Source organism: Nostoc sp. KVJ3, from assembly GCF_026127265.1.
Taxonomy (GTDB): domain Bacteria; phylum Cyanobacteriota; class Cyanobacteriia; order Cyanobacteriales; family Nostocaceae; genus Nostoc.
Window position 1 is genome coordinate 596,278 of record NZ_WWFG01000001.1, and the last position, 16,843, is coordinate 613,120.

Annotated in this window: 16 protein-coding genes; 10 read left to right on the forward strand and 6 right to left on the reverse strand. The window is 39.1% G+C overall.

Features of this window, described 5'->3' with window-relative positions; all coding sequences use genetic code 11:
* The first annotated feature begins 217 nt into the window (after positions 1–217).
* Complete coding sequence (locus GTQ43_RS02530; protein ID WP_265270400.1) at positions 218–382, forward strand: hypothetical protein; 165 nt, start codon at positions 218–220, stop codon at positions 380–382.
* 248 nt (positions 383–630) lie between these two features.
* Here GTQ43_RS02530 and GTQ43_RS02535 read toward each other — a convergent pair whose 3' ends face one another.
* Both GTQ43_RS02535 and GTQ43_RS02540 read right to left on the reverse strand, forming a co-directional pair.
* Positions 631–1,713, reverse strand: coding sequence for an iron-containing redox enzyme family protein (locus GTQ43_RS02535; protein ID WP_265270402.1), 1,083 nt, complete (start codon positions 1,711–1,713; stop codon positions 631–633).
* A gap of 102 nt (positions 1,714–1,815) precedes the next feature.
* Positions 1,816–4,227, reverse strand: coding sequence for an NACHT domain-containing protein (locus tag GTQ43_RS02540; RefSeq protein WP_265270404.1), 2,412 nt, complete (start codon positions 4,225–4,227; stop codon positions 1,816–1,818).
* A 199-nt stretch (positions 4,228–4,426) separates the two neighbouring features.
* Here GTQ43_RS02540 and GTQ43_RS02545 point away from each other — a divergent pair, with 199 nt between their 5' ends.
* From GTQ43_RS02545 to GTQ43_RS02570, 6 genes are all read left to right on the forward strand, one after another.
* Positions 4,427–4,822: a hypothetical protein gene (locus tag GTQ43_RS02545; RefSeq protein WP_265270406.1), complete on the forward strand. Its 396-nt coding sequence runs from the start codon at positions 4,427–4,429 to the stop codon at positions 4,820–4,822.
* A gap of 294 nt (positions 4,823–5,116) precedes the next feature.
* The gene (locus tag GTQ43_RS02550) at positions 5,117–5,356 is read left to right on the forward strand and encodes a hypothetical protein (protein WP_265270408.1); all 240 of its coding nucleotides are present in this window, start codon (positions 5,117–5,119) and stop codon (positions 5,354–5,356) included.
* Positions 5,357–5,945: 589 nt separating this feature from the next.
* Positions 5,946–6,134, forward strand: coding sequence for a hypothetical protein (locus GTQ43_RS02555; RefSeq protein WP_265270411.1), 189 nt, complete (start codon positions 5,946–5,948; stop codon positions 6,132–6,134).
* Between the two features lie 159 nt (positions 6,135–6,293).
* Positions 6,294–6,788, forward strand: a complete 495-nt coding sequence (locus GTQ43_RS02560) for a GNAT family N-acetyltransferase (protein WP_265270413.1) — start codon at positions 6,294–6,296, stop codon at positions 6,786–6,788.
* Positions 6,789–7,170: 382 nt separating this feature from the next.
* The gene (gene petJ / locus GTQ43_RS02565) at positions 7,171–7,506 is read left to right on the forward strand and encodes a cytochrome c6 PetJ (RefSeq protein ID WP_265273647.1); all 336 of its coding nucleotides are present in this window, start codon (positions 7,171–7,173) and stop codon (positions 7,504–7,506) included.
* A 168-nt stretch (positions 7,507–7,674) separates the two neighbouring features.
* Positions 7,675–8,598, forward strand: a complete 924-nt coding sequence (locus GTQ43_RS02570; RefSeq protein WP_265270416.1) for a tetratricopeptide repeat protein — start codon at positions 7,675–7,677, stop codon at positions 8,596–8,598.
* Between the two features lie 167 nt (positions 8,599–8,765).
* Here GTQ43_RS02570 and GTQ43_RS02575 read toward each other — a convergent pair whose 3' ends face one another.
* Positions 8,766–9,422 carry a TetR/AcrR family transcriptional regulator gene (locus GTQ43_RS02575; RefSeq protein ID WP_265270418.1) on the reverse strand — a complete coding sequence of 219 codons (657 nt, stop codon included), beginning with the start codon at positions 9,420–9,422 and terminating at the stop codon, positions 8,766–8,768.
* 319 nt (positions 9,423–9,741) lie between these two features.
* Between GTQ43_RS02575 and GTQ43_RS02580 the strand changes: the two genes are divergently transcribed.
* From GTQ43_RS02580 to GTQ43_RS02590, 3 genes are all read left to right on the forward strand, one after another.
* Entirely contained in the window at positions 9,742–10,695 is a 954-nt protein-coding gene (locus GTQ43_RS02580) for a Rieske 2Fe-2S domain-containing protein (RefSeq protein ID WP_265270420.1), read from the forward strand.
* A 76-nt stretch (positions 10,696–10,771) separates the two neighbouring features.
* Complete coding sequence (locus GTQ43_RS02585; RefSeq protein WP_265270422.1) at positions 10,772–12,124, forward strand: cytochrome P450; 1,353 nt, start codon at positions 10,772–10,774, stop codon at positions 12,122–12,124.
* 300 nt (positions 12,125–12,424) lie between these two features.
* Positions 12,425–13,000, forward strand: coding sequence for a Uma2 family endonuclease (locus GTQ43_RS02590; RefSeq protein ID WP_265270424.1), 576 nt, complete (start codon positions 12,425–12,427; stop codon positions 12,998–13,000).
* A 224-nt stretch (positions 13,001–13,224) separates the two neighbouring features.
* Here the strand turns inward: GTQ43_RS02590 and GTQ43_RS02595 are convergent, their stop codons facing one another.
* From GTQ43_RS02595 to GTQ43_RS02605, 3 genes are all read right to left on the reverse strand, one after another.
* Positions 13,225–14,460: a DUF445 domain-containing protein gene (locus GTQ43_RS02595; protein WP_265270426.1), complete on the reverse strand. Its 1,236-nt coding sequence runs from the start codon at positions 14,458–14,460 to the stop codon at positions 13,225–13,227.
* 222 nt (positions 14,461–14,682) lie between these two features.
* Positions 14,683–15,375 (reverse strand): bifunctional demethylmenaquinone methyltransferase/2-methoxy-6-polyprenyl-1,4-benzoquinol methylase UbiE, encoded by a 693-nt coding sequence (gene ubiE, locus GTQ43_RS02600; protein WP_265270428.1) that lies wholly within the window; start codon positions 15,373–15,375, stop codon positions 14,683–14,685.
* Positions 15,376–15,450: 75 nt separating this feature from the next.
* Complete coding sequence (locus GTQ43_RS02605) at positions 15,451–16,407, reverse strand: response regulator (protein WP_265270430.1); 957 nt, start codon at positions 16,405–16,407, stop codon at positions 15,451–15,453.
* Positions 16,408–16,843: the final 436 nt, after the last annotated feature.

Here is a 16,843-nt window from a genome sequence, read left to right on the forward strand (position 1 = left end):
TTTTACTTTTTCCTTATTGTACTAGCTACACAGCCCTCAGCTTTTTGAGTGCGATCGCAGAGATTGGATTAACCAACGGTAAATTTAAAAGTTAAGGGACTCATCATATTTTATATCATGTCCGCCAAATTACTTACGATATGTCATTGCGATCGCAACGAAGTGGAGCGAAGCAATCACCAGGACTCTGCGTTCGCGAAGCGTGTCCGAAGGACTTATGCTTCACTCCGTACCCTTCTCCTTCGGAGACGCTATTCGCGTTCGGGAACGCCAAGAGCAACGCAATGACAAGTGTTTAACCGGACATGATATTACTGCCGGAATATCTGAACCATCAATAAAATCTTTAGACATAGGAGTGAAAAAGAATTTAGAGACGTAGCAGTGCTACGTCTCTACAAGGGTTCTGCATAACGTATATTTAATTTCTGGAGATGTCTTTTACACAATAAAACTTTTGAGCTTAACCCTGTTTTCTGTTCCAATGATGATACTGTTGGCGAATGTAATACATTTTCGTATTATTAAGTATTACGCAAGCTCAAACCTTCAATCTGTAGTTGCGGCTTTGAGTTGTAACACTTTTGTTTATGCGTTTGTAACACTTTCGCCAACAGTATCCAATGATTATCATACCCCTAACCTGACTGCCAGATACTGGTTGTAGCGCCTCATAGCTTCCATGCGAAGCGCACCTCCTATAGCCAGTTCCAATCCTGCTTCTGGTTGTACTTCAACGATAGGAACGATTGCATTATTCAGCCAGCCTGAACCATGTATCTCATCTACTTCTATATGGTCGTAAAAATATTCGCATTTTACCCGTGCATCCGAATATAGGCGTTCTAAACCAGCAACAACTGCACGATTGCGATTTGGGTCAAAAATTTCCGGCATCCCTAAACTTCCAATTCCCTTAAAATAGTGTTTCCGGTTCAAAGCGAAGCAAAAGTACAGGTTATGACCTGCGTAGGGTCGCCAGTCTTCCCAAATGGGGAGTGTTGGTTGCTGTAGACCAAGGGAAGCAAGCATCTGCGTGAACTGCCTAGTGTGTGCCTTCTCTGCTACTCCATGACCACACTCATCCCACATATTACGAACGATTTCAGCTTTCACTGTCTCTGAAAAGTGGAGTTGTGCTAAAGCTAAGGCATCGCAAAAACGATAGTTTAAAGTCGCATCTGAGAGTATAAATATATTGAATTGCTCAATAGAAGCTTGGCTTTTTAAAAAGTTTAATAAGCATTGATCGATATCTGATTCTGTGTGTGCCTGTTCAAGAAACCAATCACGAAGTAATTTTGGGTGTTTTGCTTCAGATGGAGATGGCAATTGTTTTTGAATGCGTGGCAGTTCATAATTAAGCCATGCATTTTCAATTTGATTACGAATTGTTAATAACCAGGGGCTATGTTCGTGTATACAAATTGGTGATAGAGGGTGGCTAATACTTACTTCGTAGATAGCATAAAGAGTTTTATGAATTTCCAAAAGTGCTACAGATTCTTCATCAGTAAATGCTGAATGCAGCATTATTGACAAATCTCGCTGTAAGGTGTTATGGATTGTCTCAGCTTCTGGAAGCATCAGGTGAGCATTAGAAAGAAGATAGACAATTTGTTGTGATAATGTCTGTGCCTTCTCTGGAGATTGAGGAGTTATAAAAGAAGGTTTTAAGTTAACTGCTCGGTCACTTGATGAATTTAATAGCATTTAGGTTAGATAATTTTCTTCAGTTTAATATCAATTAAGGAAGATTTTTCAATAAACTAAATATGTAAAACCTCATTCAGATTATCAAAAAATAGACGAATTTTATATAAGTTTGGGCAAGAATAATGTTTCCAGAATTTCATCTCGCACTTGAATACTAACAAGGCAATCTGTTTGAAGCAGACAGTCTATTAATAGCCTATTGGCATAATAATAATCTTTAAGGCTTTCTTGGTCTTCTTCATTAAAATCTTTAAAACTAACTCCTAACATCTGATCGGCTAATAGTTTTTTACTTGCGACTTCTCTAACTTTATCTGCACCGTGCTTTAATCTCTCTTCATTTTCTTGCATAGTATTATTTATTTCAAAAAAATCACTCATTATCTTCTCTAGTTCTTTTCGATTATCTTGCCGTATTTTTTGGGATTGGATACCATAATTAACAGCAATTTTCATGATTTCATCAGCAGAAGTTGCATTAATTACTTTTACGCTTGTTTCCTCAGCCATGTCGTCATATTTTTTGGCATGAATAATCCCTTCTTCCAAGCTATTAATATCCTTAAGTATACGAGTAAAACAATTACCGCAAGTCAAGTACTTTGTTCGTGGTTCCAACAAAAAACAAAGCTGTCTATCTGGATCGATATCATAATCAATGTCATAATAAAATGCACGAATAGCAGCATAAAATTTCCTTGCTTCCAGATTATCTTTTATCTGAAATGGGTGCAGTAGCGATTGAGACTTTTTATTTACAAGCTTCAGATATTTCTGTAGATTATCTTTACCCTCTAAAATTTGATCGGCTTTCTCCTTCATCAATCTAAAAAAGTTGCTAGCATCTAGTAATATCTCTGCTACTAGGAGAAAAATCTCCCTCCATTTGGAGTTTGTTAGATGTTTAACTAGCTTTTGTAATTCCTCTTGATCTTTTTGTAGTTTTTGATTAATTATTAATTTCTTATCAACTTGATTATTTAGAAAATTATCATCAGTTTTAAAGTCTTCATTATGATGTAATTCTTCATCTAAGGTTTGTGGAATTAAACTAACAATTCTTTTGGCAACAAAATACTCATGGAAAGTAAGATGAGAAAATGAATAAATTCCTTTAGCTCGCTCAATTATAACTCCATGTTGAGCTTCCATAGCTTTCAAAAGCTCTTCAATATCTCCCTGTGAAATACTTGAATCACTATCAGGACTTGATATTTTTTCGATATATTTTTTCAGAATGATCTTGACTTCTAATGATGTGAAAAAATACTTCTCTTTTTCAAAAGTACTGTAAGCAATTTGACGGAGTAAATCTTTTTTGCGTGGAAGCGATAATTTTTCATAAATTTGGTCTCGATGAATTCCACGTTTGGCATCCCATTTTTTTAATAAAACATCTAATCCCTCATGGTAACTTTCTGAACGATTATTGGGTAAACTAGCAGATTCTTCAAATACTAAGCATAGAAGAGTTAGTAACAGAGGAGTGACGGCTAATTGATAGACACGATTATTTTTCTTTAGACACTTAATAAACTTGTCTGATTTGACTGATTTATTCTTGAACCAATTGCTAGCGAATTCATTTATTTGTTTATCATCAAAATCAGCTATCTCTACTTCTGTGAATTTATCAAAAGTATACTCCCATGCCGCGATTCGACAAGCAATGACAAAATGATTGTCAAAATATATCCGAGAAAAACTTCTAACTTCTTTTAAAGTATGCTCTTGATATTCGGCGTTAACTTCATCTAATCCATCCAGTAAAATCAGAGCAGAACCCTGCTTAAATAATTCGCTCAGTTCTTCTTCTGTTACGTCACATCCAGAGTACTGCTGCCTAATATATTCAAATAAACTAGGTTGGTCTGGATCTTCAGCAAAATATTTTAGAGGGATAAAAATAGGCACAAGATTAGGTTGAAAAATACCCTGATTGCACTGAATTGCTAGATATCTTAAAAAGGTAGTTTTACCAGCCCCCGGCTTTCCTAGTACAATTAATTTTTTATATTTTTCAACTGCTTTTACGCCAAGAACTCGCTTTTCTACAACTTTACCCAATCCAAATCTGTCAAAATCTTCATATCCACATTCTTTAAGTAATTCATCAATTGTTTTACGTCGGAGTGCTGTTAGCTTCTCCAAAATATTCACATCGGTATAGATTTGACTCAACTCAATCGGTTGCGTCATATCTAATATACGCATCGTTCCGCATAATTCTTGGGTTAGTTCTTTTACCTGAGTCCGCACCTTTTCAACTAAATCTTGAACTGAAGGTGGTAAATATCCATACACAATCTCTTGGTAATCAATTTCTAATGCTTCACAAATGTTGTTAAAGTACTTTTCCCAAATGTTATCGCCGTTAAAAAACTTACTGATAACAGAACGGTTGCAACCCAATTGAGCAGCTAGAGACTCTTGCGTGAATTCTCGCTTGGTAAAAGCCTCATGTGCTTGCTGGAGTCCTTTTGGAGATGCTTTCAAAGAGGGTTTTGCCATTGCTGTTACAGTTCGGGCGATACATTCTAGCAATTATAGCCTAAATAAAACAACATGGTAGTTTATTTAGGAGCTTAAAATCAAAATAAGCAGACAATTGCTCATAATAAGTAAACATACTTGCTAAATAAATAATAGTCGGTTATTATACGTATAAGCAAAAAGGGCGAGTCATAGTCGCTCTGGCAGGAGTAGACCTATGACTCACAATGACTTTATGCAACTCTCACTAAGAGAGTGTCTAGACACTCTGCCCAAGTTTCTTGGGACAGAAAGCCCGTATTATGCATCTCTCAAAAGAGTCGGGAAAGATAACCAAAGAATTACTTTTCCGAATAGACACTCAATCACCTGTCCTTATGAGGAGCTAATTGATGTAGCTAAGGAGTATGGTCTTACCCCATCACCTTTAGGCATGACCACTTTGTTGTCGCAGCAACCTCCTAATAGCCCGATTGATTTTTTTCGTTCCAGGGTTATTGTTGTGGGGATAATCAGTGGGTTCGGGATTGTTAGAGTGGAATTCCCCGACTCTAGGTCATTTATTGGCAAAGTGGAAATATTTTATAGAGGGCAGCGAATAAAGGCTAATTAATAGTTTTTGAGTGGTGAAGGAAAAATAAATCCTGTCTTCCTAGTCTTTACACACTTCATTTGGAGCAGCTGGTACAGCTGACCCTTACTAACAATTAAATATCTACTCGTTAACTATCCAACTAGCTTTGAGGATTAGATACTAATCACAAGCTGGTTCACGTGGGTTTCCACTTGAACCAGCTTTTTTGTTGGAAGTTGCATACAACATATAGGGCTGTTGCATTTGTCAAGAGCTTGTTGTAAACGAAGGTGAATTTATCCCCAAATTTAACTCTTCAAAAAGGGCAAAACCATGAAAAATAATCTAACTGACGACGGTAATTTCTTGTTCAAGTTGGCTTGTAAGGCGCTGAAATTTTTTATGCTGAGTCTGTTTGGTTTTGTGATTGCGTATGTCATATCTCAAGTTTTTGGAGTTGACACAATTGTTCAAATGGTGTTATCTCCAAGCTTATGGGAGTGGCTTGGACGCATTGCAATATTTATCTTCTGCTTTTTTGCAGTTGCTATCATCTATGAGTCTTCTCATTAATTTAGGACTTACGCAAAATTGTCTCAAAAACCTGATTTGTCGTAGCGGTAATTTATGAATTACCGCTACTTCAGAACTTTTTTGCGTAAGTCCTGTAATTGTCTATCGACCATTATCGAGGAAGGGAGAGGGCAGTTCAAGAGAGAAGAAAAATACCTGACGCTTGCGAAAAGCTTCCCCGTAGGGGTAAGCAAGCTACGCGCACCGTCTCTAAGAGGTTGTTTGAAAAGTATTTGGCTGTGATTTTAGGCACTTAGAGATCCCCCCAGCCCCCCTTAAAAAGGGGGGAACCGGAATCTAAGTCCCCCAATTTATCGGGGGATTTAGGGGGATCTGAAATGTTTTGCTACCAATGAGAGGACTTTTCAAACAGCCTCTAAGAGTTGCCATACCACAAACTTTACGCTGCACTATCTGTTTCCTCTTGGGTTTAAACCTCCCACTGAATGGCGGTGAACGTGGCTCTTTTCTCAGTAGGGGTTGAATCCCCTACCGAAAAAGAAAGCTCCTTGGGCATAGCTGTCTTCTGCTTTCTGCCTCTTACCTTGTTCAATTTGTAATCTATGCGGTATTGGATTAAATTATCGTCATGAATAAAGTTTTTTTGAATATTTCTTTGGTATCTATTGCATTGCTACCGCTTGGTTTAGCGGCTAAGGACTCTAGTTATATCCCTTTAGCTACTGGCATTATTCCTACAGCCATAACTTGTTTGTTGCAATTAAATCGGAGTAAGACTGCAAAATCTCAAATTGAAGAGAGTGAATATTCAGACTGACTTAATAATTTAACTCTAATTGGCTTAGATTATAATTATTACTGCAATTCTTGAGAATAGGGCATTTTGCACCTTTTTTTGGCTTTTGTTTAGTGGTTATTCACAAAAATTGCACAGTTGCCTATAGACTATGGACTATAAACTACAGACTATAGACTAATGACTTCGTGTAGCAATTTGATTTTGCGTTTTGCTGAACCAACTGATTACAGCGTACTTTTTCAATTAATTCAGGGACTTGCTGAGTATGAAAAATTATCTCACGCTGTCACTGGAAATGCTCTAGCACTTCAGGAGCATTTATTTGGGTCGCACAGGTATATAGAAGCGATTTTAGCAGAATCTGCGGGTCAAACTGTTGGTTTTGCCCTATTTTTTTATAATTATTCAACATTTTTGACTAAGCCAGGAATTTATCTGGAAGACTTATTTGTTTTACCAGAATATCGTAGACAAGGTATTGGTAAAGCTCTAATTACTAAAGTAGCCCAGATAGCTGTAGAACGTGACTGTGGGCGCTTAGAGTGGAGTGTGTTGGATTGGAACGAACCAGCGAAAGCATTCTACCGTAGTATGGGAGCATCTATATTAGATGATTGGCGAATTTGTCGTGTTACAGAAGATGCGCTTACTCAGTTAGGGATTGTTAGATAAGTACTTGGACAGAATTAATTACACAATGTCATTGCGAGCGGAGCGTTCGCAATGACTGTAAATATTTTTGTCCAACTACTTAAAAAACAAAAGATGAAGTGTAACAATTTTAATCTTGAATATTTCATCCTTAAAACGCTTATCATTTTTTGGTTATAAAATATTAAAATTTATATGAAAAATTTGCATTTTAATCATCAGCGTAGATGCAAAGTAGTTTCTCGCCAGGTATGACTCTGTATTTAAAATCCCAAAAATTTAAAATTAAAAAACTTTAAAGCGAAGTTTGACAGCTTGTCGTTTGACTATGGCAGCAGCTCAACTGACAATTATGGAGGATATTGCACCGAATGAGCCTTTATTGCAGAGGGAACACGACGAAATGAAAAAATTGATTACAGTAATACTGTTAGGCATAGCAATCTTCACCTTTGCCTTCAGTAGTCCAGCTTTGGCAGCAGATGCTGCTAGTGGAGCTAAAGTATTTAGTGCCAATTGTGCTTCTTGTCACGCGGGAGGTAAGAATCTAGTTAATGCTGCTAAGAGCCTGAAGAAGGCGGATTTGGAAAAGTATGATATGTACTCAGCCGAGGCAATTATTGCCCAGGTTACAAAAGGTAAAGGTGCTATGCCCGCCTTTGGCAAACGTTTAAAGGATGACAAAATTCAAGATGTAGCTGCTTATGTGCTTTCACAAGCTGATAAGGGCTGGAAGTAGGCTGAAATCTAACTTCAAAAATTAATAATTTGCGGGGCTTTTTGTCCCGCAAATTTTACGGTTGCCGAAATTATCAAATAGGGTGCTTATACCAATTTTGGATTGAGAGTTTTGACAAAAAGACTGTTCAAGAACATCAAACAATACTACTTATCCTAATTTGGTATTATGATTGGTTTCTGGCGATTATTTATCAGTGTAATTATTGCTTTCCCTCTCACTTTTTTGAATCTATCCGCATATTCAGCACCTGTATATGTTACCCAAGTTACAGCAAGTGATTTCTTGAAATTGGGTGTAGATAAGATGGGGCACGGTAATTATCAGGAAGCAATAGAGAATTTTAATCAGGCGATTGAAGTTGAGAAAGATTTGGCTGTTGCTTATAGCGATCGCTGTCTTGCCTATCTCCAATTACAAGATTACCATCAAGCGATCGCAGATTGTACCCAAGCAATAAATTTTGCCCCTAATGACTTTGAGGCTTATCTAAACCGGGGAGTGGCATTTTACAGACAAGGGGATTATCCTGCTGCCATTGTCGATCATAATCGAGCGATCGCACTTAAACCCTACGATTTTCGAGCTTATTACAACCGAGGACTAGCCCGTGCTGGGGATGGGAAAGACTCGGAGGCAATTGTTGACTTTAATTTAGCCCTAACTCAAATTCCCCGAATTACTAGCTTACTACTTGCAGATATCTACAATGACCGAGGTTTAGCCCATTTTATCTTGCAAGATATCCCAGCAGCTATGCTCGACTTTAATCTAGCAATTCGTCTCAACGCTGACGATTATCGAGCCTATTTTAACCGGGGTTGTACTTGCGGACGAAATGGAGATGACTTTGGTGCAGTGCGTGATTTTTCTCAAGTTATCAGACTCAACCCTAGTAATGCTCAGGCTTATGTTAATCGGGGAGTAGCTCGTTATCGCTTAGGATATTATTTAGATGCGATCGCTGATTTACAAAAAGCATCTGAGTATTTTGAAAATCAAGGAAAGAGAGTTGCCTACGAAAAAACTCTAGATTTATTGAAGAATCTGCGACAAAAAATTTCGTTTGCGACGGAAATAGCTCTTTTGTAAGTTTTAGTACGAAAATTCAGTTAACTGGTATGAGTTATTCTGCTGTATTTGAGGATATAGCAGAACTTTCCTACACCAGGGGATGATGTGTAGAGGCGGGGAGGAGATATCAAAACTTGATTCAGCAGTATAGCCAGTCCAAACATTAAGACAACTCCTTAAAAACCTTAATCCCCAATATGCCGCACACCAGCCAAAATAAAATTAACTGCTGCTTGAGTATGCTGCTCAATCATTTCTGGACTCAGCAGTTGCAAATCGGGTCTAGTATGTTTGATATTTTCGTAAGCGTTGAAGTACATATTACAAACCCCAATAATATGCAGGGTGGTGAGAAATGGATCGATCTGACGGAAACAACCTTCCGCCATCCCCCGCTCTAAAATCTTGATGAGATAGCGAAAATTTTCTTGCCAATTTGCCTGTTTGAAATATTTTCCCTGATTTTGGTTTGCTTCTTGAAACCAAAGCATTCCTCTATGTGGGTGAGCAGCTTCGTAAGCGATCGCTTCTTGGACAAGCATCTTTAAGGCTTCCTCTGGTGGAAACTCATCCAGATTTAGCAGCCCTAACCCTTCGTGCATCTCGATCGCCGGACGTTGCAGCACAGCTTGATATAGTCCTTCTTTGCTCTGGAAGTAGTAGTAAATCATCGCTGTGGTGACACCTGCACCTCTAGCGATCGCTTCTGTCCGCGCTCCACTAAGTCCATTTCTGGCAAATTCTGCTTCCGCCGCATCAAGAATCTGCTTTTTCGTCGCTTCTGCATCGCGCACCTGACGCGGCTTTTTAGATGAGAATTTTGACTCCGTTGAACGACCCACGTTGCTCCATCATTATAACCAAAATATATTAACTAAAAAATTGGTTAGTAGTTGACATAGAAGATGAAATTTATTACATTAATATCTATTAACTAAAAAATTAGTTAATTACCTAACTCATCCATGCAGTAGCCGAAGTTAGCCGAGTAAATGCTCGGTAGTATTAGTTCGTCTATTGCAGATAAGACTTTAATTATCCCAATTGACATTCAAAAGAGTGATGTAGAACAGGCGACACCAGCTTATCTACAATTTTTTGTTACCTTTTGCTAACGCATCTAACGATTTTTCAAAAAATTATCAATATTTTAGAAGAAAAATGGAACCAATTCTACCTGGTGCGCCTTGGTTAATCGCGCACAAATCTACATTAGGAGTGAATAAACCTAATAAAATCACTTTAAATGGACAGGATTATGTTATCTGGCAAAACCAAAAAGGTGAAGTTTTTGCCCTTGATAACATCTGTCCCCACATGCAAGCACCATTATCAGATGGTTGGGTTTGTCAAGAGAGAGACACTATTACTTGCCCTTTTCATGTACTAGAATTTGATGGACAAGGCAGACTACAGCAAGAAGAAAAAAAGGATAATCAGCCTATTACAAAACCATTAGAGCTAATTATTAGCAATGATTGTCTCTGGACTTATGGCGGATTTGCACCAAAATTGCTCATCCCAGATTTACATCAAAAAATTGTCGATGAATACGAGTTCCTGGGAGTAACTGGAGATAAAAGTATTCAGGGTGACTTTTTGAGCAACCTGATGGTTAATTATGACTATAACCATCAAAATGGGACTCACAAAGAACTATTTAAAATTAAATATTGTCATGTAAATTCTTTTGAAGAAAAAGGATACTATGCCACAATCAAACAAGATTTGAGGAGAGATGATAATACACTAGGAGAAATTATTAAGAACCCCGTTTTAGGCATTTTTCCTAAAAATCTCACTAACACACTCGAATACGCTTTTCCTTCAACTACTGGTTTTTTTACTAAAACGCCGATTGGTGATATTGCTCAAATTCATATTCTCTACCCGGAAACAGATAAAATCACCAAGACGTTTATTTTGATGTATGCCAAAGTAGTCAATCCTTTGATGAAATTTCTATTCAAAAATTCCGTTTTAAAAGTAGCCGCAACTGTGATTGAACAGGATACAGGTGCAGTTGAAAGTTTGTATCCTCGACAAAAACCAAAAATCAGATTACCAAATGAAGAGATTATGTTCTACGCAGAAAAACTCTACCGCGATTGGTAATTTGGATTTGTAAAGCCTAACTGCGCTTTACAATTAAGTAGAAACTGTAGCTAATTACTGCTGGAGGTAGTTAAATATGCGGCAACTAAAACCCGCCGAGTCAATGCCTGGTAGCTACGGCTTGCCCATCTTGGGGGAGACTTTGGAAATATTTCGGGATTCAGAACTGTATATATGGCGACGATTCCAGCAGTATGGCTCAGTGTTTAAGACGAGCGTCATGGGACGTAAACGCGCTTATTTAATTGGCCCTGATGCTAATCGGCTGGTGCTGGTGGAACAAGCAGAAAATATGTCATCCCGAATAGGGTGGTATTTTTTAGAATCAACATTTGGCAACAATATTTTATTACAAGATGGGGAAGAACATCGGGTAACTCGTCGCTTAATGTATCCAGCATTTCACGGAAAAGCGATCGCTACATACTTCGACACCATCCAAAATATTGTGCAAGATTTCCTTAAAGATTGGGGAGAACAGGGAACGATTTCCTTAAATTCTAGTTTCCGCCAGCTTACCCTGATGGTTGCGACTCGCCTATTTTTGGGAAGTCAGAATAAGAGCGAAGTTGAGCAAACCAGTCAGTGGTTTACACAACTGCTAGATAGCAGTATGGCGATATTCAAATGGAATGTCCCTTTTACTTTATATGGTCGCGGTCAAAATGCTAGGGCTAAGTTAGTGGCTTTTTTGCGTGAAGCAATCGCCCAACGTATCGAGCAGGGTAACTTAGAGCAATCAAAAGATGTTTTGGGATTGCTACTAGCAGCTGTTGATGAAGACGGTAATAAGTTGAGCGAAACACAGGTAATCAATGAGGCATTATTATTGCTGTTTGCTGGACATGAGACAACAGCCTCATTACTGACTTGGGTAATATTTGAATTAGGTAATAACCCAGAATGGCGAGAGCGACTGCGCCAAGAACAATCAGCAGTTGTGAGAGATAATCCTCTGAGTCTATCCCATCTCAAACAACTTCCACAGTTAACCAACGTGCTAAAAGAAACAGAAAGACTCTATCCGCCAGTGTATGCCTATAATCGTGGTGTCCTCAAGGATATTGAGTATGGAGGCTATCGCATTCCAGCAGGTTGGTTTGTGACAATCTCGCCAATGTTGACTCACCGCTTACCAGAACTTTACACCGAACCCGATCGCTTCGACCCCGATCGCTTTGCACCACCTCGCGAAGAAGATAAAAAACATCCCTTAGCATTAGTGGGTTTTGGTCATGGTTCGCATAGTTGTTTAGGGATGGAATTTGCCCAGATGGAAATGAAGATTGTGCTTTCTACACTGCTTCGCCATTACGATTGGACAGTAAAACCAGATTATTCTGCGATCGCTCCAGTTCTTCAGCCTTCTAAAGTTAAAGATACTCTACAAGCATATATTGAGCCTTTAAGTAGCAACCTAAGTATTTAAAGTGACATAAAGTTCGATTTTGTGCATAAACCGAAAGTTAAGCATAGATGTTTATGGTATTCGGATTAAGGAAATTTCAGTGCAAAATTTAATTCAGATTTTTAATAAAAGATTGTACTCAGATGCCTTTGAAGAAGATGAATTATCTGCACAACTTGCAGTAATTAATAAAACTTGATTTTACTCTTTTATGACACTTACTCCAATTTATATACTAAGCTAGAAGCTCATCTAGATAGATGGTCAACCTAGTATGTTAACCAAGTGCTAGGCTACAATTAGCAAGATTGAGAGGCAACTATGACTGCCCTAATTCTGAACCTCAGCCCCACCATTGAACTAACAGATGAGCAGTTCTTCCAACTGTGTCAGAATAATCGAGATTTGCGACTTGAGCGCACAGCAGAGGGAGAATTAATTATCATGCCACCAACTGGATGGGAAAGCGGAAATCGCAATAGTAGACTGACACAGCGCTTAGGTAATTGGACTGACGCTGATGGCACAGGTTTGGCTTTTGACTCCTCAACGGGTTTCAAGCTTCCTAATGGTGCAAACCGTTCTCCCGATGCGTCTTGGGTGAGCCGGGAGCGATTAGAAGCCCTAAAGCCCGACCCTGCTAAATTCCTACCGCTTGCTCCCGATTTTGCGGTAGAATTACGCTCTGCTTCAGACAGCTTAAAAACTGTGCAACAAAAAATGCAGGAGTACATTGAGAATGGTGTGCGTTTAGGCTGGCTGATCGATCCGCAGAACCAACAGGTGGAAATTTACCGCCCAGGACAGGATGTTGAAATTTTGCGATCGCCTACTAGCTTATCAGGAGAGGATGTATTGCCTGGATTTATACTGGATTTAGCACAGATTTTGAGTTAAGCGATCGCTCTTTCTAAATTACAATTTTTGTGTGCCTAAATAAAAATGGCTTTTTAGCGATCGCAACTAAGCTTCAAATCGTTGAATGATAGGATCTTTTAGATGTTTGATAATATGCTTACTCACACGTATTGTCAAAAGGCGATCGCTCATTTTACCTTGCTTCACAACATGGCTGATTTGTCACTATATTTTTATAAAAATTTTATCGATAAAACCAAAAATTAATATTGACTTAATATTAAAAACACTGTCTGCAATAAGCCGATCACAAAACCTAAAACACCACCTAAAGTCACAATCGCTTGCAATTCATTTTTGACAATTCCCTCAATTGCAGCTTCCAAATCAGCCGGAGAGGTTGATTTCACTCGATCAACTATCACTTCATCTATTGACAAAATCGGAATAGCCTGTGCCACAATTACTTCTAAATCTTTTTCCAAATACTTGTCTAAAATTATAGCCAACTCTTGACTCATCACTTCTAAAGAAGTAATGACAACAGGTGAAGTACTAAGACGGTTCAGCAGCACTACAGCAATATTTTCCCAATCAACAGAATCAGTTAATCCTTGTAAAAAATCGCTACCACTGTTTTGCAAATAATGGCGGACACTTTCGCGGGTAGTCTTTCGCAGTTGGCGCACCGTACCCATTGGCAAATTTTGTAATGATAAATTTTGCAGTAATTTTCTGATGCGATCGCGTATTTGCAAATCTTGAGTCAATTCCTGCAAGCGAGTATTAGTAGCTTCTTTTTCATCTAAGCAAAAAGTTCGTAGCCGTGTGAGAGTATTACGTAAGCCAAACAAATTTGCTACTACCCAATAAGTACCACTGGTTTTTTCGCGGAAGCCTTCATCAATAATTTGAATCGTGCGATCGGTCAAAAAATCAACTATCGCTTGGCGCAGCAGATCCGGTGGTAAAGCTACTTCTAATAACCAATCAGCAAGCCGCGTAGCTTGTTCTTCACTCAGTTGAAATTCCAGTAATATCTGGTCAAAAATTTGATTGATCTGTGCTTCCAAAAAGTCTTCACGTCGCGCTAAAACCTTGAGCAATCGTGGTAAGGATTCCCCTAGCAAATCCCGCAAAATTCCCGCCACAATTTTGGCGCTTTTTTCATTTTTATCTGTTTTGATTTGTTCAATTGCCAGCCGCAACAACCAGAGAATTGCTGCTTGCACGCGTTCTGTTTGCAACAAACGCCGCGCCAAATTTTGCAATTCTTCTGGTGTCAATAGTGACCCCATGATTGTATTAGAAATGTTCTTAGCCAGACGTTCCTGGTTGCGGGGAATCAATCCAGGGGTGAAGGGTACTTTTCGTCCAGCAATGTAAATTGCTCGGTAAGGACGGAACAACATTTTTATGGCTATATCATTTGTGAAATAGCCAATAATTCCACCCAGTAGCGGGGGAGACACATAAAGCCAAAGATGAGACCAGTCCACAGGATTTTGGATTTTGGATTTTGCGGTGCAACGCTGCGGAAGGGTTTCCCACCGGAGGCGACTGCACCAAGACGGATTTTGAATTCTAGATTAGAAATTAGGGATTGGGGATTGGTAATTGGCGGTTATTAGTTATGAGTGATTTTTCTACTAACTACTAACAATTTTCCATTAGCCATTACCTATTCCGCAGCCCCCAATCCAAAATCCCAAATCTAAAATCTAAAATTTGCTGACTACCAGCACTCCCATCATACCGTTTGCAATGGGGTAGTGTGTGGCAAGGGCAAAACCAACTTGACGCGCTAACTCTATTTGTTTTTTGCCTATGGGAAAACGGTCTAAACTAGGACTGATGTAAGCATATTCTTCCTTTAACCCTAAATAATTGGCAACTGGCACTACGAAACTATCCAGATATAACTGCTGAAAGGCACGTAGCTGAGGATTACTCGGTCGATGAAAGTCTAAAATTGCAGCTTTAGCACCTGGTTTCAAAACACGATATAACTCTTGGAGACTGCGGGGAATATCTTTAACATTTCTTAAACCATAGCCCATTGTTGCGGCATCAAATTGGTTATCGTCAAAGGGTAAATTTAGCACATCAGCTTCTACCCAAGCGATCGCCGGTTGGGGGTACTGTCTTTGGGAACGTAATGAAGCAGTTTCTAGTAAGTTGGCAGAAAAATCCACTCCATACACCTGTCCTGTTGCTCCTACATGCCGTGCTAAACGTAAGGCTAAATCACCACTCCCGCAGCATAAATCTAAGGCAGTATCACCCGATTTAGCTGCACTCCATTTCACCGCCATTTCCTTCCAAATCCGATGCTGTCCCAGACTCAACCAATCGTTTAATTGGTCATAGACTGGAGCAATTCGGTTAAAAATAGACTGAATTTCGTTAGTCATGGGGTATGGGCATGGGGCATTGGGCATGGGGCATTAGTCATTGGTTCTTGACAAATGACTAATGACTAATGACAACTAGACAATAACTTGATGGCACTTACTGCTAGTTAGAGCGATCGCTACCAGTTCCGCTGATAAATTAATTAGCATTAATTCATCTTCTCTCAAAGTACATGGTTGTTTCCACTGTAGTGATAATACACCTAAGAGTTGATTCCGGTAGCTAATTGGAATAACCAGATGTGCTTGTACGCCTGTATTTTGGTAGTGAATAGCATCAACTAATTTAGTGTCTTTAGGTACATTTAAGGAAACTTGCATTTGCCTGGTGGCGATCGCTTCCTTTGTCAGTGGATCAAGAGATAGCCAATTTTCTATTGTACCTGTATCGCTGTAAGTTCCTTGAGTCGCAACCAGATTATTTCCATCTGTAAGTTGCAGGATACAGCCTTCTGCCCCAAAAGTTTCACTCACAGCCCTCGCAATGGGAGCGAGAGTTTCTTCTAAGCTAGAAGCGGCTTGAGTTACTTGTACCAAAACACTCAGCAGCGCCATTTGAGCATGAGCCCGGCGTAATTCTTCTGTACGTTGCTTGAGCAAGTCATAGGTTTCTGCTGCTCTTTGCACCACCGCCTTCAGTTCCCCAGGATCCCAAGGCTTGGTGATATATTTGTAGACTTGCCCCGCATTAATCGCCTCTACCAAATCTTCAATATCAGTAAATCCGGTGAGAATTATTCTTACTGTATCGGGAAACTGAGGTACAGTTTTGCTGAGAAACTCCGTTCCTTTCATTTCTGGCATTCGTTGATCGGAGATAATCACAGCTACCTCCCCTTCTGCGGCCAAAACTTGTAAGGCGTTCACCCCACTATCAGCTTTCAGAACATTAAAGTCGCGTCGAAAGGTGCGATAAAGCAGATCGAGATTATCTGGCTCATCGTCAACTACCAGGATTTTCAGCTTTTTTGGTCGTTCGAGAGTCATTACTTGATATTGGACTTTATCAATTTCGACACTGGGGTTATCCATAAGATATTTCCTTTAAATATTCACTATCTTGTTATATTCCATACCAAGCCTAGTTGAGAATAGCTGAAAATCGCCAAGGGTTTATACTGAGTTACTTCGCATATTTTAGAACGCCAATAGTAAGCTATACAGAGAAAATTTGCCTACTAAAATATCTGAATTAGAAAAAATTGCACCACAAGAACCAACTAAATCAGCTTAACTATGGCGGTTTTCATCATCGATTAATGTAGGTTCACAAACCTTTTTTAGCCCTCCCCAATCCTCCCCTTAGTAAGCTATGGTGTACACACATCTCTGTAGAAACCCAAAATCGTTGGAGATCCCCCTAAATCCTCCGATAAATTGGGGGACTTTAAGAGACTTTTGCCCCCCAATTTATCGGGGGGTTGGGGGGATCAAAAGCCTATGAGTCCACTCTCAAAGACTTGTGTGT